At 66.5% G+C, this 20,318-nt stretch carries 15 protein-coding genes; 7 read left to right on the forward strand and 8 right to left on the reverse strand.

Features of this window, described 5'->3' with window-relative positions; translation table 11 throughout:
- Positions 1–75: 75 nt before the first annotated feature.
- The 5 genes from PXJ20_RS18305 to apbC all read right to left on the reverse strand — a co-directional run bounded on the left by PXJ20_RS18305 (position 76) and on the right by apbC (position 5,944).
- The gene (locus PXJ20_RS18305) at positions 76–879 is read right to left on the reverse strand and encodes a lysozyme inhibitor LprI family protein (protein WP_413213299.1); all 804 of its coding nucleotides are present in this window, start codon (positions 877–879) and stop codon (positions 76–78) included.
- Positions 879–3,158: an arginine/lysine/ornithine decarboxylase gene (locus tag PXJ20_RS18310; RefSeq protein ID WP_126877824.1), complete on the reverse strand. Its 2,280-nt coding sequence runs from the start codon at positions 3,156–3,158 to the stop codon at positions 879–881. The genes PXJ20_RS18305 and PXJ20_RS18310 overlap by 1 nt, the downstream gene beginning before the upstream one ends.
- A gap of 81 nt (positions 3,159–3,239) precedes the next feature.
- A complete protein-coding gene (dcd, locus tag PXJ20_RS18315; protein ID WP_017773188.1) occupies positions 3,240–3,809 on the reverse strand; it encodes a dCTP deaminase in 570 nt (189 codons plus the stop codon).
- A gap of 320 nt (positions 3,810–4,129) precedes the next feature.
- A complete protein-coding gene (locus PXJ20_RS18320; RefSeq protein WP_017773187.1) occupies positions 4,130–4,666 on the reverse strand; it encodes a superoxide dismutase family protein in 537 nt (178 codons plus the stop codon).
- Between the two features lie 189 nt (positions 4,667–4,855).
- Positions 4,856–5,944 (reverse strand): iron-sulfur cluster carrier protein ApbC, encoded by a 1,089-nt coding sequence (gene apbC / locus PXJ20_RS18325; protein ID WP_421030529.1) that lies wholly within the window; start codon positions 5,942–5,944, stop codon positions 4,856–4,858.
- Positions 5,945–6,269: 325 nt separating this feature from the next.
- Here apbC and PXJ20_RS18330 point away from each other — a divergent pair, with 325 nt between their 5' ends.
- Together PXJ20_RS18330 and metG are read left to right on the forward strand one after the other, a co-directional pair.
- Entirely contained in the window at positions 6,270–6,920 is a 651-nt protein-coding gene (locus tag PXJ20_RS18330) for an OmpA family protein (RefSeq protein WP_020480654.1), read from the forward strand.
- Positions 6,921–7,489: 569 nt separating this feature from the next.
- Positions 7,490–9,667, forward strand: coding sequence for a methionine--tRNA ligase (metG, locus tag PXJ20_RS18335; protein WP_421030528.1), 2,178 nt, complete (start codon positions 7,490–7,492; stop codon positions 9,665–9,667).
- Between the two features lie 15 nt (positions 9,668–9,682).
- Here the strand turns inward: metG and PXJ20_RS18340 are convergent, their stop codons facing one another.
- Positions 9,683–14,008: a translocation/assembly module TamB domain-containing protein gene (locus PXJ20_RS18340; RefSeq protein WP_421030527.1), complete on the reverse strand. Its 4,326-nt coding sequence runs from the start codon at positions 14,006–14,008 to the stop codon at positions 9,683–9,685.
- Between the two features lie 95 nt (positions 14,009–14,103).
- Positions 14,104–15,888 (reverse strand): autotransporter assembly complex protein TamA, encoded by a 1,785-nt coding sequence (locus PXJ20_RS18345; RefSeq protein ID WP_421030526.1) that lies wholly within the window; start codon positions 15,886–15,888, stop codon positions 14,104–14,106.
- A 336-nt stretch (positions 15,889–16,224) separates the two neighbouring features.
- On the opposite strand from PXJ20_RS18345, the gene PXJ20_RS18350 reads away from it, so the two are divergent.
- From PXJ20_RS18350 to panD, 4 genes are all read left to right on the forward strand, one after another.
- On the forward strand, positions 16,225–16,410 hold the full coding sequence (locus PXJ20_RS18350; protein WP_421030525.1) for a DUF3460 family protein: 186 nt from the start codon (positions 16,225–16,227) through the stop codon (positions 16,408–16,410).
- The gene (locus PXJ20_RS18355; protein WP_017773179.1) at positions 16,410–17,273 is read left to right on the forward strand and encodes a segregation and condensation protein A; all 864 of its coding nucleotides are present in this window, start codon (positions 16,410–16,412) and stop codon (positions 17,271–17,273) included. Before PXJ20_RS18350 ends, PXJ20_RS18355 begins: the two co-directional genes overlap by 1 nt.
- A gap of 270 nt (positions 17,274–17,543) precedes the next feature.
- Positions 17,544–18,377, forward strand: a complete 834-nt coding sequence (gene panC / locus PXJ20_RS18360) for a pantoate--beta-alanine ligase (protein WP_413213295.1) — start codon at positions 17,544–17,546, stop codon at positions 18,375–18,377.
- A gap of 28 nt (positions 18,378–18,405) precedes the next feature.
- On the forward strand, positions 18,406–18,792 hold the full coding sequence (panD, locus tag PXJ20_RS18365; protein WP_017773177.1) for an aspartate 1-decarboxylase: 387 nt from the start codon (positions 18,406–18,408) through the stop codon (positions 18,790–18,792).
- Positions 18,793–18,862: 70 nt separating this feature from the next.
- Here panD and PXJ20_RS18370 read toward each other — a convergent pair whose 3' ends face one another.
- On the reverse strand, positions 18,863–19,495 hold the full coding sequence (locus PXJ20_RS18370) for a ParA family protein (protein WP_421030524.1): 633 nt from the start codon (positions 19,493–19,495) through the stop codon (positions 18,863–18,865).
- Positions 19,496–19,744: 249 nt separating this feature from the next.
- Between PXJ20_RS18370 and PXJ20_RS18375 the strand changes: the two genes are divergently transcribed.
- On the forward strand, positions 19,745–20,164 hold the full coding sequence (locus PXJ20_RS18375) for a PaaI family thioesterase (RefSeq protein WP_017773175.1): 420 nt from the start codon (positions 19,745–19,747) through the stop codon (positions 20,162–20,164).
- Positions 20,165–20,318 lie beyond the last annotated feature (154 nt).

The following is a 20,318-nucleotide window of genomic DNA, read 5'->3' on the forward strand; positions in this document are numbered from 1 at the left end:
GGACTGCGAACGCAGCACCTTCGCCCTTTTCACATGGACGGACGCATTGTGGGCGTCACGCCCCGCTACCCGAAATCAATCGTTGCCCACCGTTTCCGACAAACGCTTGAGCGTAGCCACCCGCGCGCCGATGAGGTCGAGCCGGCTGCGCGCATTGACGAGCGGTGTCGTGGCGTCGCGATACGCAAGCCACGCGCGTTCGGCCCGCACGAGCACAGCGCGCGAACGCGCCGGCATGCGCACGTAGAGCCGGCGATAGTAGCGGTTCAGATCGAACTCCGCGTGTTCGCACTGCGCGTCGCCGCCGCAGCCGGGTGAGCCGGGCGGCGTGTTGACCGAATCGGTTCTCGCAGCTTCCGCACGCAGCATCAATGCACGGTCGCGCACCGGCTGCAGTTCCATGTCGGCTTGCGAAAGCACGTAGGCCGTGCCGTGCGTCGTCGCGAACACCGCCTGCAACAGCGGCCTTTCCGCGTCGCGCCAGGCGCTCCAGCGCTTCTGGCTGTCCTCCCAGCCCTTGCGCCGCGCGTCCGGTCCTTTGGTCATCAGTTGCCGGTACGCGATGTCGGTCGCGCCCTTCCATGCGGCGCGAGCCGTATCCATGCACTGCACCTGCCCTGAGGTGGACGACATGTCGGCGCGCGCCGAACACGCGCGCATCGCGGCGTCGATGGGGTCGGCCGCGGCGACTTCGGCATGGGCGGCACTGACCCAACCGGGCAGCGGCAAAGCCAGCACGGCGGCGAGCGCGATACCGCCGGTAGCGGCAACCGCAACGGCAACCGGCCTCGCGCGCCGGCGCGCGTCGCGGGCAAGCTGCCGGCCCGCGTCGAGCAGGCGGCCTGTCGTTGCACCGCCGATGTGTTTCCGCTCGCCCATCAGTCGCGCACGCAATCCACGAAGTACTCGATGCGGCCGTTGATCATCTCGCCGACCAACCCGTGAATGTCCGTATGGAAGCCCGGGAAGCGCTCGTTGAACTCGCGCGCAAAGCGCAGGTACTCGACGATCGTGCGATTGAAGCGCTCGCCCGGAATGAGCAGCGGAATGCCCGGCGGGTACGGCGTGAGCAGCACGGTCGTGACGCGGCCTTCGAGCTGGTCGATGGGCACGCGGTCCACCTCGCGGTGCGCGAGCTTCGCGAACGCGTCCGAGGGCTTCATCGCGGGCTCCATGTTCGAGAGGTACATCTCCGTCGTGAGGCGGGCGATGTCGTTGGCGCGGTACACGCTGTGAATCTGCTCGCACAGGTCGCGCAGGCCGATGCGCTCATACGCGGGATGCTGCGCCACGAACTCGGGCAACACGCGCCACAGCGGCTGGTTGTTGTCGTAGTCGTCCTTGAACTGCTGAAGCTCCGTCACCATCGAGTTCCAGCGGCCCTTCGTGATGCCGATGGTGAACATGATGAAGAACGAGTAGAGCCCCGTCTTCTCGACGATGATGCCGTGCTCCGCCAGGTAGCGCGTGACGATGGCCGCGGGAATGCCGTTCTCGCCGAACTCGCCGTCCACGTCGAGCCCCGGCGTGATGATGGTCGCCTTGATGGGGTCGAGCATGTTGAAGCCTTCGGCCAGCGCGCCGAAGCCGTGCCAGCGGTCGTTCGGGCGCAGCATCCAGTCTTCGCGCGAGCCGATGCCTTCCTCGGCCAGTTCTTCAGGACCCCAGACCTTGAAGAACCAGTCGTCGCCGTACTCGGCGTCCACTTTGCGCATGGCGCGGCGGAAATCGAGCGCTTCGGCAATCGATTCCTCGACGAGCGCCGTGCCGCCCGGCGGCTCCATCATCGCGGCGGCCACGTCGCACGACGCGATGATCGCGTACTGCGGGCTCGTGGACGTGTGCATCAGATACGCCTCGTTGAAACGATGGCGGTCGAACGTACTGTTCTCGGAGTCCTGCACGACGATCTGCGACGCCTGCGAGATGCCCGCGAGCAGCTTGTGCGTGGAGTGCGTGGCGAACACGAGCGCGCCCGTGCGCGGCCGGCCCGCGCCGATGGCGTGCATGTCCTGGTAGAACGGGTGGAACTCGGCGTGCGGCAGCCAGGCTTCGTCGAAGTGCAGCGTGTCGAGCATGTCGCCGAGCAGGTCCTTGATCATCTCGACGTTGTAGATCACGCCGTCGTAGGTGCTCTGCGTGATGGTCAGGATGCGTGGCTTGAGGTTCGGATTCTTCGCGAGCGCCTCGCGCGCGAACGGGTTCGCCTCGATCTTGCGGCGGATGTTCTCCGGCTTGAACTCGTCGCGCGGAATCGGGCCGATGATGCCGAAGTTGTTGCGCGTGGGCGTGAGGAACACCGGAATCGAGCCCGTCATCATGATGGCGTGCAGGATCGACTTGTGGCAGTTGCGGTCCACCAGCACGATGTCGCCCGGCGCGACCGTGGCGTGCCAGACGATCTTGTTCGAGGTCGAGGTGCCATTGGTCACGAAGAACAGGTGGTCGGCGCTGAAGATGCGCGCGGCGTTGCGCTCGGAGGCCGCAACAGGGCCGATGTGATCGAGCAGCTGGCCCAGTTCGTCCACGGCGTTGCAGACGTCGGCGCGCAGCATGTTCTCGCCGAAGAACTGGTGGAACATCTGGCCAAGCGGGCTCTTGAGGAACGCCACGCCACCCGAGTGGCCGGGGCAGTGCCACGAGTACGAGCCTTCGTCCGCGTACTTCACCAGTTCCTTGAAGAACGGCGGTGCGAGCGAATCGAGATAGACCTTCGCCTCGCGGATGATGTGGCGCGCGACGAACTCCGGCGTGTCCTCGAACATGTGGATGAAGCCGTGCAGCTCGCGCAGGATGTCGTTCGGCAGGTGCCGCGAGGTGCGCGTCTCGCCATACAGGAAGATCGGAATGTCGGCGTTGCGGCGGCGCACTTCGGTCACGAACGCGCGCAGCTCGATGATGGCCGTGGCGAGTTCGGGCAGCTCGCCGTCCGGGCCCGTTTCGCCGAGCATCAGTTCGTCGTCGTCGATCGAGAGGATGAAGCACGACGCGCGGCTCGACTGCTGGGCGAACGAGGTGAGATCGCCGTAGCTCGTGAGTCCGAGCACCTCCACGCCTTCTTTCTCGATGGCTTCGGCGAGCGCCCGTATGCCGGAGCCCGAGATGTTCTCGGAGCGGAAATCTTCGTCGATGATGACGACAGGAAAACGAAACTTCATGGGGCGATTCTCCAAAAAGAACGACCGCTGCTCGTGCTGCGCAGCGGCCACCCGTCAAGCCGGTGAGTCAGCGCGCAACCGTTACGTCTTGGGCAACGTCACGCCGTGCTGGCCTTGATATTTGCCGCCGCGGTCCGCGTACGACACCTCGCAAACCTCGTCGCTTTCGAAAAAGAGCACCTGCGCGACGCCCTCGTTCGCGTAGATTTTGGCAGGCAAAGGTGTCGTATTCGAGAACTCGAGCGTGACGTAGCCTTCCCACTCCGGCTCGAACGGCGTCACGTTCACGATGATCCCGCAGCGCGCGTAGGTGGATTTGCCGAGGCACACGGTCAGCACGTTGCGCGGAATGCGGAAATACTCCACGGTGCGGGCCAGCGCGAACGAATTGGGCGGGATGATGCAGACGTCGCCCTTGAAGTCGACGAACGACTTTTCGTCGAAATTCTTCGGGTCGACGATGGTCGAGTTGATGTTCGTGAAGATCTTGAATTCGTCCGCGCAGCGGATGTCGTAGCCGTAGCTCGACGTGCCGTAGCTCACGATCTTGCGGCCGTCCTGCGACGTGCGGACCTGGTCCGGCACGAACGGCTCGATCATCTTGTGCTGTTCGGCCATGCGCCGAATCCACTTGTCGGATTTGATGGTCATGTTGGGACGCTACGCCACTAATTAGGATGGAAGGCGGATCGGCATATGGCGGTGCGCACAGGCGCATCGCAGGCGCTGACGGGTGCTGTGCCCCGTGCCGTTCAGTGCCCGCCGACGAAAGCCGCTTATTTTACGCGATATGGGTGACGCTGCCGGGAACGCCCGGATGCGTGGCCCTGCGCGGCGATCGCCGCGAACCGCGGAGCCGGCGGCACAGGCAAACCACAGGCAAACGGAAGGGGCGAACGGCACGCGACACGGAAACTGACGCGCTGCACCATACGCACCGTACGCACCGTATTGCGCGCCTTGCGGCGGCGTCATTGCTGGCGGATCACCCCGCAGGCGAGTGCCGGGCCGGCGCCATGCTGCGGAAACGCGTAGGGGTCGCCTGCGTCGCGATGGACGAGCACGGAGCGCTGCAACACGGAGCGGATGCCGTCGAGCGAAACGTCCGGCGCCACGATGAAGCCGGTGGCCACGCCGTTGGCATCGGCGTGGATGTTGCCGAGGTCGCCTTCCACGCGCGCACCGCTCTTCAACCGCTCGGCGGCGGGCGCGAACACCGGACCGGCGCTCGATCCGTCGGCGGCATTGCAGTCGCCGCGCTCGTGCACCTGAAGCGCGTGGTCGCTGTTGGGTGGCAGGCCGGCCAGGTTGTAGGTGACCTGGACGCCGTCCGAGTGTTCGAGGAATGTGACGGTACCGCGGACCTGGTTGGCCACGGTGGACAGCAGTTGCGCGTCGGCACGCTTTTCCTGTGGTCTCAGGAATACGCTGCAGCCCGCGAGAAGCAGGCTGCCCGCAGCCAGCACGATGAATGCGCGCACCGCCTGCCCGTCGAGTCGTTTCTTCATGCGATCCTCTTGTCGGCGCGACACCGCCCCTGCGGCGCCGGACCGGACCTGACGAAGCCCACATGATACCGCGACACCCACGCTGATTGACGCATCGGCAGGTGCGCACGCGTACACACCTGAACGCCGACGTGGGCGCCGTGCACCAGAAAACGCGCGACGCGAGCACCCGCGCCGGCCTCTGGATGCTCAGGTGTTCTGCACGACGATGTTCGGAAATTTCGACGTCATGTCGCGGGCGCGCTCCGCAATGTGGATGGCGACCTTGCGGGCAATCTCGCGATAGATGCCGGCAATGCGGCCCTGCGGATCGGCCGCCACGGTAGGGTGGCCCGAGTCGGCCTGCTCGCGGATCGAGATATCGAGCGGCAGGCTGCCGAGCACCTCGACGCCGTACTCCTTCGCCATCCGCTCGCCGCCGCCCGCGCCGAAGATGTGCTCTTCGTGGCCGCAGTTCGAGCAGATATGCGTGCTCATGTTCTCGACGATGCCGAGGATCGGAATGCCCACCTTCTCGAACATCTTGAGGCCCTTCTTCGCGTCGAGCAGCGCGATGTCCTGCGGCGTCGTCACGATCACGGCGCCCGTCACCGGAACGCGCTGCGCGAGCGTGAGCTGGATGTCGCCCGTACCCGGCGGCATGTCCACCACGAGATAGTCGAGATCGCGCCAGTTCGTCTGCCGCAGCAACTGCTCGAGCGCCGAGGTGGCCATCGGGCCGCGCCACACCATCGGGTTGTCCTGCTCGATCAGGAAGCCGATCGAATTGGCTTGCACGCCGTGGCCCGTGAGCGGGTTCATCGACTGCCCATCCGGCGACTCCGGACGACCTTCGATGCCGAGCATCGTGGGCAGCGAGGGGCCGTAGATGTCGGCATCGAGAATGCCCACCGAGGCGCCTTCCGCGGCCAGCGCAAGCGCGAGGTTCACAGCCGTCGTGCTCTTGCCGACGCCGCCCTTGCCCGAGGCAACGGCCACGATGTTCTTCACGTTGGGCAGCAGCTTGACGCCGCGCTGAACGGTATGCGTCTCGATTTGCTGCGACACCGCGACGCGCACCTCCGAGACGCCCGGCACCTGGGCCAGCGCGCCGGCGACCAGCGCGCGGATCGCTTCGTACTGGCTTCTTGCCGGATAGCCGAGCACCACGTCGAGCGCAACCGTTGCGCCCTCCACGGTCACATTCCTGAAACCCTTCGCTGCCGCAAACGGACGGCCCGTGTTGGGATCCGTGACGGCCGCGAGCGCGGCGTCGACCAAAGCCCGATCAATGCTCATCGATACTCCGTGGGGAACACTGGTGGCGCGGCCCGATCGAATCATCTGGCCGACAGCCGGAATTTGAAAAAGATTGTTAGACGGCATTGCGCGAATCGCACCCCGGAGGCACGCTTCGGCGGCTGCTAGCTCGAAGTCCGCATCGCGGCATGGCCCGAGGTCCTGAGTCTTCGCACCCAGGCCCTTCCGGCCCGGTGCACGCCTCTCGCCGTCATTGTAGTGGCTCGGGCGGCGTGCTGCCCCGAAGACCCTGCTACGCTGTCGGCGCTTGCCAGCAGGTTCGTCGTTGCTGAGATCTGTTTCATTCAAAGAAAGGACCCAGAAAATGAAGACAAAAATCATGACCCGGCTGTCGGTTTTCGCGATTGCTGGCGCGCTCGTCGCCGGCTGTGCGACCCAGCAAGGCACTAACACGGCTGTCGGCACGGGTGTGGGCGCCGGCGTGGGCGCCGGGCTCGGCGCGCTGATCGGCGGCGGCAAGGGTGCCGCCATCGGTGCGGGTGTGGGCGCGGTTGCGGGCGGTGTCACCGGCTACAACTGGCAAGCCATCCGCAACAAGCTCTCGGGCGCGACCAAGGGCACCGGCACCCAGATCACGGAACAGCCGGATGGCTCGCTCAAGCTCAACATCCCGAGCTCGGTCACGTTCGATACGAACAGCTACGCGATCAAGCCGTCGTTCGCGCCGGTGCTCGACCAGGTGGCGCAGACGCTGAACCAGAATCCGGAAGTGATCGCCCAGGTGGTGGGTCACACGGACAGCACTGGCCAGGCGGCATACAACCAGACGCTCTCGGTGAATCGCGCACAAAGCGTCGCGAACTACCTCGCGCAGCACGGCGTGGCAGGCCAGCGCCTGTCGGCAACGGGCATGGGCGCAAGCCAGCCGGTCGCGGACAACAACACGGAAGCGGGCCGTGCACAGAACCGTCGCGTGGAAATCTACCTGCGCGCGACGGCGCAGCACCAAGGCTAAACCTGGTCCAAAGCCAGAGTTGATCGCGGGATCCTCCGCCGGCCGCGCCGCGGGCGGCGGAGGCCGGCCCTGCTTTGTGCGGGCGCCCAACCTGGCCGCAACGATCACCGTCAGGAAATCGCAAGGCGGTGGAGCGCATTGGGCGACGGATCAGCGCGTGCGAAGGCAACACACGTAACCCACGTAAGAGGAGCGTCAGCCACCCGGACAGCTAGCCGAAAAAATTTTTGGAACCCGGCGAACTCTCTGCAACGTTTGCTGTCTCTTTGTACGGTACGTGGCTGCGATGCTGCCGCGTCACCATTCTCCTCTTGTCGTTGTTGCTCCGGGGCCAGTGCCCCGGTTTTTTTTGCCCGCGATTTTTGCGCGCGCCCTTTGCGCCGCCGCGCTCGCGGCTGTCTTGCGGCCGTCTTGCGGGCCATTCGAACCCGCCGCATCCCGCTGCCCCTCCCGCGCCTCGCGGGGCGCCTTTCGCCCTTCCAGGCCGGCACGCCGGGCGCTTGCGCCCTGCTAGAATCGAACCTTCGTCCCCTTCGCAACACCGGCAATACCGGAAATCCCCTATCCCTATGTCAGAACCCGTCACCGACCTCTCCGCAGCAGCCGGCGCGCCGTCGGGCCGCCGCCAGATCCTCGTCACGTCTGCCCTGCCCTATGCCAACGGGCAGATCCATATCGGCCATCTGGTCGAATATATCCAGACGGACATCTGGGTGCGCGCGCTGCGAATGCACGGGCACGAGGTCTACTACGTCGGGGCTGATGACACGCACGGCACGCCCGTCATGCTGCGTGCCGAGCAGGAAGGCTTGACGCCGAAAGCGCTGATCGACCGCGTCTGGCAAGAGCACAAGGCCGACATGGACGCATTCGGCATCTCGTTCGACAACTACTACACGACCGATTCGGAAGAGAACCGCGTGCTCTCCGAATCCGTGTATCTGTCGCTCAAAGATGCCGGGCTGATCGACGCGCGCGAGATCGAACAGGCGTACGACCCGGTCAAGAACATGTTCCTGCCGGACCGCTTCATCAAAGGCGAGTGCCCGAAGTGCGGCGCGAAGGACCAGTACGGCGACAGCTGCGAAGTCTGCGGCTCGACCTACCAGCCCACGGACCTCGTGAATCCGTACTCGGTGGTCTCTGGCGCCACGCCCGTGCGCAAGACCTCGACACACTACTTCTTCCGGCTGTCGGACCCGCGCTGCGAAAACTTCCTGCGCGGCTGGGTGGAAGGGCTCGCGCAGCCGGAAGCCACCAACAAGATGCGCGAATGGCTGGGCGCGCCGGGCGAAGCGAAGCTCGCCGACTGGGACATTTCCCGCGACGCACCCTATTTCGGCTTCGAGATTCCGGGCGCGCCCGGCAAGTACTTCTACGTCTGGCTCGACGCCCCCGTGGGCTACTACGCGAGCTTCAGCAATCTCGCGCAGCGCCTCGGGCTCGACTTCAACGCGTGGGTAAAGGCCGGCTCCGCCGCCGAGCAGTACCACTTCATCGGCAAAGACATCCTGTACTTCCACACGCTGTTCTGGCCCGCCATGCTGGAATTCTCGGGCCACCGCACGCCCACCAACGTGTTCGCACACGGCTTTCTCACGGTGGACGGTGCGAAGATGTCGAAGTCGCGCGGCACGTTCATCACCGCGAAGAGCTACATCGACACGGGGTTGAATCCCGAATGGCTGCGCTACTACTACGCGGCCAAGCTCAACAGCACGATGGAAGACATCGACCTGAGCCTCGAAGACTTCCAGGCGCGCGTGAACAGCGATCTGGTGGGCAAGTACATCAACATCGCGAGCCGCGCGGCGGGTTTTCTGATCAAGCGCTTCGAAGGTCGCGTGCAGGACAGCGCCATGCAGCATCCGCTCCTCGGCACACTGCGCGCAGCCATCCCGCAGATCGCGGCGAACTACGAGGCACGCGAGTACAGCCGCGCGCTGCGCCACACGATGGAACTCGCCGACGCGGTGAACGCCTACGTGGACGGCGCGAAACCCTGGGAGCAGGCCAAGGATCCCGCCAATGCGGTGGCGCTGCACGAGACCTGTAGCGTGAGCCTCGAGGCCTTCCGGCTGCTGTCGCTTACGCTCAAGCCGGTGCTGCCCGGTCTGGTTGCAGGAGTCGAGGCGTTCCTGTCGATCAAGCCGCTCACGTGGACCGATGCTGGCGCGCCGCTCTCCTCGCAGCAGCCGATCAACGCCTACAAGCACCTGATGACGCGCGTCGAGCCGAAGCAGATCGATGCGCTGCTCGCGGCGAACCGTTCCTCGCTTGCGCCGACCGAAGGTTCGGCCGCGAGCGCAAACACCGGCGCCGCGGCGAACGGCGGCAAGGCAGCCGCGTCGGCCGCCGTCAAGCCCGCGAAGGCCGGCAAGAGCGCGCAGGCAGACGAAACGCCCGAAGTCATCTCCATCGACGACTTCGCGAAGATCGATCTGCGCGTGGCGCTCATCGTCGATTGCCGCACGGTGGAAGGCTCGGACAAGCTGCTGCAACTCACGCTCGACGTGGGCGAAGACAAGCCGCGCAACGTGTTCTCCGGCATCCGCTCGGCCTACAAGCCCGAGGACCTGGTGGGCAAGCTCACGGTGATGGTGGCCAACCTCGCGCCGCGCAAGATGAAGTTCGGGCTCTCCGAAGGCATGGTGCTCGCCGCCTCCGCTGCGGACGAGAAAGCCGAACCGGGCCTCTACGTGCTCGAACCGCACAGCGGGGCGAAGCCGGGCATGCGGGTTCGCTAAACCCCGAACGCGGCGCTACCACCGGATCCGGTCGAAGCGCCGCGTATAGAACAGATCCACGCCCTTGAACGTGCCGCCATAGGCGGCCACCGACCAGTAGCGCGTCAGGTTCACGGTCGCCTTGATAGCGTTGGCGGCGGACTGCAAGCCCTGCTCGTAGCCCAGCACGAGCCACTCGCTGATCGCCTTCGAAACCAGCACCACCTGCGGGTCGGTCAGACCCACGTCGCTGCGTCCCACCGAGACTTCGTCGAGCCCCACCGTCTGCGCAATGCGCTTGCCGCCCGCGCTGCCCAGCAGCGCGAGCGCTGTGGTCATCGAGCTTTGCTGCCCGAGGTTGTTGCCTTGGTCCGTACCGTGGCCGAACAGCAGCCACGAGAGCTTTTCGTTGTCCGACACGTTCGGCTCGGAGACGAGCCTCACGTCGGGCGACTGCACCGTGCCCGTCACCTGAACGCCCGCTTCCACCTGCTGATTGCGCCGCATTGCGAGGATGTTGATGCCCGGATTCGCCACCGGCCCATTGAACGTGAAGAACCCGTTTTCGATAGCGAGCTTGCGGCCGAACGCCGTATAGGTGGAGCCTTCGGTCACGCGGACGTTGCCCACCGCGCGCAGCGGCAGATTCGGCGCGCTCATCGCCGTGATGGTGCCGCGCAGACCCAGGTCCGCGCCCACGCCGCGGAAGCGGAAGTCGTTGCCCAGATCGATGTCGATGTTGGCGCGCGGCGCAAAGCGCCCCACCGGCTTGTTGCTGCCTGCCACCGGCGGCGGCTTGCCGCCGCGCGTGGTGCCGTCCGGCCGCACGATCACGACGTCGTCGCCCAGTTCCGGCGCCGACTGTTCGGGCATGTCGAAGAGCGCGTGATCCACGCGGAACTTGCCGTTGATCGCGAGGCCGCCGACGAGCCCGGCGTTCGCCACGCTCGCGCTGCCGGAGAGCGACAGCCGCCGGTCCGGTGATGCAAAGAGTTCGAGCTTGTCGGCAACGATGCTCGCCGTGAGATCGGGCTCGTCGCTGTCCAGCCGCACGCGCCCCGTGGCCCGTAACGTACCGCTCGCGCCGTGGAACTCGACCTGCTGGAAATCGACCAGGTTTTCCGTGAGCGCAATGTGGATCACGCCGTCCTTCAACTGCACGCCCTGATCCACCATCGTGGCCGAGAGCCCGTCGCCCAGCAGCGAGCCCGAGACGTTCGGCTTGCCGAGCGTGCCCGCGAGCACGAGCTTCAACGCGAGGTGTCCGTCGAGCAGGTAGCCGGGACCGAACAGTCCGCCCGTGGTCTTGAGTTGCGGCACGTTCGCGTTGATGGCCCCGGTGAGCGGCGAGGCGTCGTCCGCGGTCAGGACCCCGTCGCGCATCGCGAGCGTCGTGGCGGCATTGGCGTCGATCACGCCGATGCGGCTTGCCTGCGCGTGCAGGGTGGTATTCACGCGGTTGCCGTTGCTGAAGTCCGCGCGCGCCGCGATGTCGGTGATGCCGAGCGGCGCGAGCCCGCGCGACACTTCGAGCGTGATGTCGCCCGAGCGGCGCTTCACGGCGATGTGCCCGGTCGCGGTCTCGCCGAGCGCGAAGTCCCAGTCGCTGTCGAATACGAGATCGGTGCGCAGCGTGGGCGACGGCGCGCCCGTGATCTCGTGGCGCAGCTCGAGCACGCGTGCAAGCGAGACGCCCGTCAGCGTTCCCGCCGAGCGGATGCGGCCGTGATCGTAAGCGAACGACTTGAGATCGAGCGACGCGCCTTCCAGCGTGAGCCGCGTCGCGCCCAGCGTCACCTTGCCCGGCGCCACCGCCAGCGCAAGCGGCACGTCGAGACTCGCCTGCGGTGTGCCGCGATTCGCGAGCCGCGTGATAGTGCCGTCCCAATGCGTGCCGTCGCTCGCGTCGGTGAGACGGCCGTTGGCGGCGAGCGTCAGATCGACCGACTGGTCCTGGATCTTGCCCACCGCGGCGGCTTCCAGCGTGTGCTTCGCCCGCGTGCCGGAGAGGCGCGCGGTCAGCGTCGAGAGGTTCACGCCCGCGGTGGTGAGCTCGCGTGCGTCGGTCGTAAAGGCGAGTGTGCCGTTCGGGCCGTCGCGCATCTCGGCATGGCCCTGCGCGTGGCCAACGCGGTTCGAGCCCACCACGACGCCGTCGGCCCGGTAGTCGAGCGCGACATTGGGATGCGTGAACGTGCCCGTGACGTCGCCGTCGGCGGAGACGAAACCTGCAAGGCCGAAGCCGAGGCGCGCCAGTTGCGGCGCGTTGACCCTGAAACGCAGCCGGTCGCCGCGTGCACCGAAACTGCCTTGCAGATCGACGTCGTTGCCCGCCACCGAGAGGTTCACCTTGCTCGGCAGGATGCGCGAGCCGGCCAGTTGCACGGTGCCCGAGCCGGTCATCGGGAGGTTGTCGTAGACGCTCGGGCCGAGGCGAAACTCGGCGCGCGTCGTGAAGGTGGGCGCGAGCACGCCCGTGGCAGCGAGCGTGCCGTTCACGCGCGCCTCGATGCGACGTGTCGCGGCGGCCGGTTTGGCCGTTTTTCGGGCGACCGGCTTCACCGCGCCCTTGCCCGCGCTGGCCGTCTGCTTCGCCGCGCCAGCCTTACTGGTTGCCGACTGGCTGGCCGCCACCGAAGCCGACGGCCCCTGCGAGGTGAGCGCGAGCGGGTCGAAATCCGTGAGCGTCGCCTTGAGGTTCCAGGTGGAACTGGCGTCGTGCTTGATCGCGCCGGACAGATCGACGCGGCCGCGGCCCGCGCTCACGCGCACGTCGTTGAAGCTGGTGCGCGCCGGGTCGAACGTCACCTTGCCCTGGGCGCGCAGCGCCGCCTTGGGGTCGGCGAGGTCGAGCGTGATGGTCTGGATGTCGTCGTTGAGACGAATGCCGATGGGGCCGGACAGGTTGGTGGGCCGCACGCTCGCTTCGAGCGCGTTCAGGTCCAGCCCGGCCACGCGCAGATCGAGCTGCCCGCGCTTGCCGGCGAGCGTACCGCCACCTGTCACCGTGGCGTTCTTCACGAGCCGCACGTTGAGATTCGAGAGGCGCTGCGTCTTCGCGTCGAGCCAGACGTCCGCGCGGGCGTCGATGAGCGGCAGCAGCTTCGCATCGAGCGCGCCCGGCTTGGCATTGGCGATAGAAACCGAACCGGTGACCGCGAAGGTTTGGGTTTTTGCGGCAGTGGCGGGCTTGGCGGCAGTCACGGCTTGGGCTGCGCTACCCGTCGATGCGCTATTCGACGCGCCATTCGACGCGGCACTCGATGCGACAGTCGCGCCAACCACGGGCGAAGCGGTACGCGCGGACACCGCCGAAGCGCCGCTCGCCGCCGGCGCAAAAACACCGCTTGCACCAGCGCCCGATGCCCCGCCCGCAGGCATGCCGCCCTGCCCCCGCTCCGCTCCTGTCGCCGTCGCCGGCTGCAACTCGGCACGCACGGCGAGATCCGCGAATGGCGCCGAAGGCGAAAACGCCTGCGGATTCACGTGATCGAAGGCCACCGTTGCGCGCTTGAGCGGCACATCGGCAAAGGGCGTCGCCTCCACGTGCGCGTGGCCGGTCAGCTTGAGCCCGCTCGCATCCACCTCTGCCGCAAGCGCCTCCAGCGTGCCGGTCAGATGAGCGCGCACCTGCACGTCTTCGTCGTTGACCTTGCCCGAATAACCGGCGTCGCCCGCCAGCGCGAACGGCCGCACGCCGTCGAGCGTCGCATGCGCCGTGACCGCGCCATACGGCGTGTCGAGCCGCTCGACGGACGCCTCGTGATGCCGGCCGTCGCTGCGGCCATGAAAGACGAAGCGCGAGAAGGTGGTGGTCGAGGCGCCCTCGTGCAGCACGAGTTGATCCACCTGCACGTCGCGCAGGTCGAGTGCGAGCGGCAGTTGCAGGTCCTGCGGCAACGTCGTGGGCCCGGACGATGGCGACGGCACGAGCCGCGCCTCGATCGTGCCGACATGCAGGTAATCGACGGTGAAACGCCACGGCTGCCGCGACAGCGCCCATTGGCCCGCGATGCGGTCGATCTTGATGTCCGTGCCGTCGCTGCCGCGCCACTCCACGCGGCGCAGCCGCACGCCGGTGGCCAATGCGCCGCCGTCCAGCTGACCGGTCAGCTTGCCGCCCAGCAGCTTCACCGCGGCCTGCCACGTCCAGGCGGTGCCCCGCTCGGTGGTGAGCGCGCCATACAGCAGTCCCACGACGAGCGCAGCCAGTACCACGGGCACGCCGATCAGCCACGCCAGCAGCTTGCCGGCGCGCGCAAGGCGGCCCGGGCGCGGCGGCTCGCCGTTGCCCCCGGAACCCGCGGATGCGGGGCCGTCGGGTTCAGGCGCGGGCGGCTGGGTGGAGGGGTCCGTGGTCATGCTCGCTGCGATATCAAAAGTCAGTCAGTCAATTGCGGTGGATGGAAGGGCTCGAAATGCCGAGGTCGATTACGCCAAAGGCTGCGGTAACAACATCAGAACGCGATGCCCAGCGTGAGATACGGCCGCACGCTGTGGTTGCGGATGCCGTACGCCAGATCGACGTTCACCGGCCCCACCGGGCTGCGCCACCTGGCGCCTACTCCCACGCCCGGATAGAACGCTTTCTCGTGCCACGAGTCCGCGGCGGTACCGATGTCGAAGAACGCCGCGGCGCCCCAGTCGTGATTGAACCAGTGCTGGTACTCCGTGGACGCCGTCATCAGGTACTTGGTCGGCAGGATGGAGCCGTTCACATTGCGGCCGAGGCTTTGGTAGCTGTAGCCGCGCACCGAATTCGAGCCGCCCGCGCGAAACAGCAGCGAAGCCGGTATGCCCGCCGAACTGCCGCTCGTGAAGACGCCGCCCAGCTCCGCGCGAAACAGCACGAGGTCGTACTTGCCGATGGGCACGTACTGCTGGCCGCGCACGTAACCGCGAATGAACGACTGGTCCGTGAGCACGTGCTTCACGGCAAAGCCCGCCTCGGCGCGAATCAGGTTGCCCGAGCGCGGAAAGAGCGGGTCGTCGACATTGCGGCGCGTCCACGACCATGCCGGCACGAGCGCGCGGCTCGTAGTGGGCGCACCCGTGTTCTGCGTGAGCCGGTCCTGGTAGTAGAGAATCGAGTAGCCGTAGTCGATGCGCTGCGACGTGCGCGTGCGCTGCAAACCGGCACGCGCGCTGTAGATGTGCGTGTCCGACACGTCGGTGCTGGTGTAGGACGCCAGCGCGCTGTTGGTCCAGGCGCGCGGGCCCGGCGGCATGGCGAGCTCGATCTGGCCGTACTGCTGGATCTGGTCGATGCGGCCGTCCACGGAAAACGGCCACGCGCGGCCGAACGTGTCGAGGTACGAGTAGGAGCCCTGCACGTGCGGCCCGGTATCGGTGGAGTAGCCGACGCTGCCGCGAAAGTTATTGTAGGGGTACTCGCTCACCTTCACGTGGATGGGCGTGTCGAGCGGCTTGCTGGTGTCGTCATCGACATCGATGGCCACGCTCGCGTAGTACGGCGTGTTCTGCAACTGGCGCTGGAGTTCACGAATGCGCTGGGCGTCGTAAATGTCGCCCTGCGACACGGGGTTCACGTCCCGCACGATCTGCTCGGGATAGCGGCGCGTGCCCGACACGTCGAGCGGGCCCATCGTGAAGGTGGGGCCGCTCTCGAACGTGACCGAGAGTTTCGCGTCGTGCTTCTGCGGATTGATGCGCGCCTCGGACTGCGCGATCTTCGCGCCAAGATAGCGGCGCGCCTGCAACGCCTTGAGCGCGGCCTTCTTGGCGTCGTCCCAGCCCGACTGCGAGAACGCGTCGCCCTCGTGCAGCGAGAACGCGAAACGCGCGGTGTTCTCCTGGGCCGGGTCTTCGGTGAGGATAGGTCCCTTGAACGACAGTGAGACCGACGAGATCGTGGTCTGCTCGCCCGGATCGACGAACACCGTGACCCGCTTTCTGCCGCCAACCGTGCGCACGTCGGTGCGCACCACGGGCGAGAAGTAGCCGTCCGTCGCAACGAGGTCGCGCGCCTGCTGCGGCGTGGCGGTGACGAGAAAGTCGAACTGGTCGTCCGAGATGTCCTTGCGCGTGGCGAAGCGCACGATGTCGAGATGCGCTTCGAGCAGCTTGCGCACCGAGCGCGGCGAGGCCTCCACATCGACGTCGTACACGCGCGAGGCCGCGTGCGCCGCGCCCCAGAAGAGAAGCACACAACACGCCGCGACCCGCGCGGCCATGGCCCATGCCCTTCGCATGCGTGACGGTTCGATTGCACATCCCGCCAAACGGGACCTCCCTGCGGCCGTTGTTGAATTCGTTTCGGTTGAGGCACTGGCAGCGCTCGCCACACTCGCCGCGCTCGCGCCACGGGCACGCCGGACACGAGTGCTGTATTTGACCACATCGCCGCACGCCTGTAGCCCGCATCGAGGCCCCTGCGCGTGCGCCTCGCGCCGCCCCACGCGGGCGATTGGACGCGCCTGCCCGCCGGTTGTTCCTCGGCCCGGCGCTTGCGGTAAAATTACGCGCCACACGAGAATCGACGGATCACCGGCGGCCGGCCACGCCGGAGCCGACCGGCCGCCGGTAGCCTTTTTGACGGACTTGACGGACGACGTGCCATGTATCAGTCGGATATCACCCAGTTCCTGAATCAGCTCAAGCAGCAAAAACCCAGCCTCGAAGAAGAGCAGCGCAGCGGCCGCGCGCTCTTGTGGGACAAGCAGCCCATCGACCTCGAAGAGCGCGCCGACCAGCAGGCCTCGCGCGTGAAGCAAACGCCGTACGTCTACTACCAGAACTTCTGATGTCGGCCGCGGACAGCGGCACGCCGGACGAAGGCACCGCGCTCGCCACACCCGCTACGGACTCCACGCCCGACACGGTCGACGGCGTGGCGTTCGCGCGTCTGTACGGCGAGCCGCTCTTCAAGGTGCCGCAGGATCTGTACATTCCGCCGGACGCGCTCGAAGTCTTTCTCGAAACCTTCGAAGGCCCGCTCGACCTGCTGCTGTACCTGATCCGCAAGCAGAACTTCAACGTGCTGGACATTCCGATGGCGGAAGTCACGGCACAGTACCTCGGTTACGTCGATCAGCTGCGCCACACCAATCTCGAGCTGGCCGCCGAGTATCTGCTGATGGCGGCCATGCTCATCGAGATCAAGTCGCGCATGCTGCTGCCGGTGAAGAAGGCCGACACGGGCGAGGAAGCCGAAGACCCGCGCGCCGAACTCGTGCGGCGTCTGCTCGAATACGAGCAGATGAAGCTCGCGGCGCAGCGGCTCGACCAGCTGCCGCAACTGGGCCGCGACTTCCTGCGCGCCGAGGTCTACATCGAGCAGAGCATCACGCCGCGCTTTCCGGACGTGAACAGCGACGACCTGCGCGCCGCGTGGGCCGACGTCATCAAGCGCGCGAAGCTCGTGCAGCACCACAAGATCACGCGCGAGGAACTCTCGGTGCGCGAGCACATGAGCGTGATTCTGCGCAGGCTGCAAAACGCGCGGTTCATGGAGTTCTCGGAACTCTTCGACGTGACGCGCGGCGTGCCGGTCGTGGTGGTGAACTTCATCGCGATGCTGGAGCTTTCGCGCGAGTCGCTGATCGAGATCACCCAGGCGGAGCCTTTCGCGCCCATCTACGTGCGGCTCGCGTATTTGCCGGCTTGACGCTCGCGCCGGGTGAGTTTCCGGGCGACTGAGGGAAGTTGCCCCGGCCTGATCTGCCCACGCCGCTACACCACCGTCGCACTGAACCGGGGCATGCCTCGAATCGGTGCGGCAGAGAGGCAAATCGACTACAATCCGGCCCTTCGGACGCCGTCCCGCCGCCCTCGCGCGCCGCACGGACCCGATACCGGCAGACACGGGGCCGCTAAGGGGCGCGCCCGTGGCAGCCACCGTTCCGACCCGCATCGCGCGAATCCATTCAGTCCGATCATGAAAGTCATCAGTTCAATCCAGGAATTGCGCGACCAGCTGCGCGGCCAGAACCGCACGGCTTTCGTGCCCACCATGGGCAACCTGCATGAAGGGCACCTCTCGCTCATGCGCCTCGCGCGCCAGCACGGCGATCCGGTGGTGGCCAGCATCTTCGTGAACCGTCTGCAGTTCGGCCCGAACGAGGACTTCGACAAGTACCCGCGCACGCTGCAAGACGACATCGAGAAGCTTCAGAAGGAAAACGTGTATGTGCTGTTCGCGCCCACGGAGCGCGACATGTACCCGCAGCCGCAGGAATACCGCGTGCGTCCGCCGCACGACCTCGGCGACATTCTGGAAGGCGAGTTCCGGCCCGGTTTCTTCGAGGGCGTCTGTACGGTGGTGATGAAGCTGATGTCGTGCGTGCAGCCGCGCGTGGCCGTGTTCGGCAAGAAGGACTATCAGCAGCTCATGATCGTGCGGGCCATGTGCCAGCAGTTCGCGCTGCCCATCGACATCGTCGCGGCAGAAACGGTGCGCGACGCCGATGGCCTCGCGCTCAGCTCGCGCAACCGCTATCTCACGCCTTCCGAGCGCGCCGAAGCGCCGCAGCTCGCGGCCACGCTCCAGCAGGTGCGCGAAGCTATCCTGGGCGGCCGGCGCGATTTCGCGCAGATCGAGCGCGAAGCGATGGCGCTGCTGGCAAGCCGCGGCTGGCAGCCCGACTACATCGCCGTGCGCAAGCGCGTGGACCTGTTGCCGCCGGGCGCTGCGGATACCGAAGCGCCGCTCGTCGTGCTCTCGGCGGCGAAACTCGGCGCCACGCGCCTCATCGACAACCTCGAAATCTGACGCGACAGCGCGCAGCCGGGAGACGAACATGCAACGCCACATGCTCAAATCGAAGATCCACCGCGCCGTGGTCACGCACTGCGAACTGCACTACGAGGGTTCGTGCGCGATCGACGAAAACCTGCTCGAAGCGGCGAACATCGTGGAAAACGAGCGCATCGACATCTGGAACATCAACAACGGCGAGCGCTTTTCGACCTACGCGATCAAGGGCGAGCGCGGCAGCGGCATGATTTCGCTGAACGGGTCGGCGGCGCGGCGCGCGCAGTTGGGCGACCTCGTCATCATCGCGGCGTTCGCGGCCGTGGACGAAGCCGAACTCAAGGCCGGCTGGAAGCCGAATCTCGTGTTCGTCGACGAGCACAACCGCATCAAGGGCAGCCGCGACCACGTGCCCACGCAGAGCTGGAGCTGAGTCGAATAACGGCCTCGCTTAATACCTTCAGTTAGCCCCTTCAGTTAGCACCTTCAGTTAGCCCCTTCAATTAGCGGCCGGCGCCGGTCACCCATTCGAGAATCGGCTGCCACTGCTCCAGATCTTTCTCCACACGGCTTTTGGCGACATCCCACAGCGTGAGGCCGTGCGCCGCAAGCTGCACGTAGTTCTGCGTATCGCGCAGATAGCCGAGCACCGGCAGGTCGAGCCCTTCCACGAAACGGTGCAGCTGGTCCGCGGAGCGCGTGCGCGCATCCACGCGCATGCCCACCACGCCCACCTGGATCGAGCCCTTGCGCACGGCCTTTTCCTTCGCGAGCTTCTCGAGGAAGTCCTGGGTCGCGAGAATGTCGAAGAGCGACGGCTGCAGCGGCACGATGACCTTGTCAGCAAGATCCAGCGCCACGCCGAGACGGTTGCCGTGCAGCCCCGCCGGCGTATCCACGACGGCGCGCTCGAGCCCCTTCGGCGGCTTGGCGGGTGCGTCCAGATCGACGTCCCAGCTTTCGATGGGCGGCAGCCCCGCTGGCCGCAGGTCGAGCCACGCGTGCGACGACTGCTGCCGGTCGAGGTCGGCGAGCGCCACCCACTCGCCCTGCGCCGCAAAATAGCCCGCCAGATTGGTGGACAGCGTGCTCTTGCCCACGCCGCCCTTGGGATTCGCCACCACAATCACCGTCATGAAAACTCCCGTCAAGAAGGCCGGCGTGCCGCCAGCCGGTTTGCCGTCGCCTGCGCCGGCACGCCGCTGCGTCGCGTGCTGCGTGGCCCCGCCAGGACCGCGTGGCCGCACACGCCCTGCCTGCGCCAGCCCGATTCTGCAGCGGATTGCCGTATAGCCGTCGATAATATCGGCAAAATCGGCCGCGCCGAAGCCCTGCGGCGATCATTCGGCCATCCGGCCATCCGCAACGAACACGGAGACAACACGATGAGTACGCTGCGCGCGAACATGACCACCGATTTTCTGCGCGAGCGGCAGCGCGGCCGGCTGCCCGAACTGCTCGGCGTGCGCACCGTGACGGTGGAGCAGGACCGGCTCGTTGCGGAACTCGACGTGCGCGGCGAGCTGCTCGCGCCCAACGGCTTTCTGCACGCGGCCACGGTGATCGGGCTGGCCGACACGGCCTGCGGCTACGCCTGCCTTGCGCATCTGCCGGAAGCGGCGCGCAACTTCACCACGGTCGAACTCAAGAGCAATTTCCTCGGCACCGCGACCGAAGGGACGATCCGCGCCGAAGCCACGGCGGCGCATCTGGGCCGCAGCACGCAGGTATGGGACGCGAAGGTGACGGGCGCGGACGGCCGGACCATCGCCCTCTTCCGGTGTACGCAGATGGTGCTGTACTGATGCCGCGGCGCGGCGCGCATCGAGCAACGCGCGTGGATGGGTGATCCAGGAACAGAAAGACCGTGCTCCCTCCCGGGAGACACGGCCTTCGCGTTTTGCGTTTTGAGGCGGCGCGGCGGCGCCACTTCGGCGTATCGAAACCCTCAGGCTGCCT

It is taken from the genome of Paraburkholderia sp. A1RI_3L (assembly GCF_048957895.1).
GTDB lineage: Bacteria > Pseudomonadota > Gammaproteobacteria > Burkholderiales > Burkholderiaceae > Paraburkholderia > Paraburkholderia kururiensis.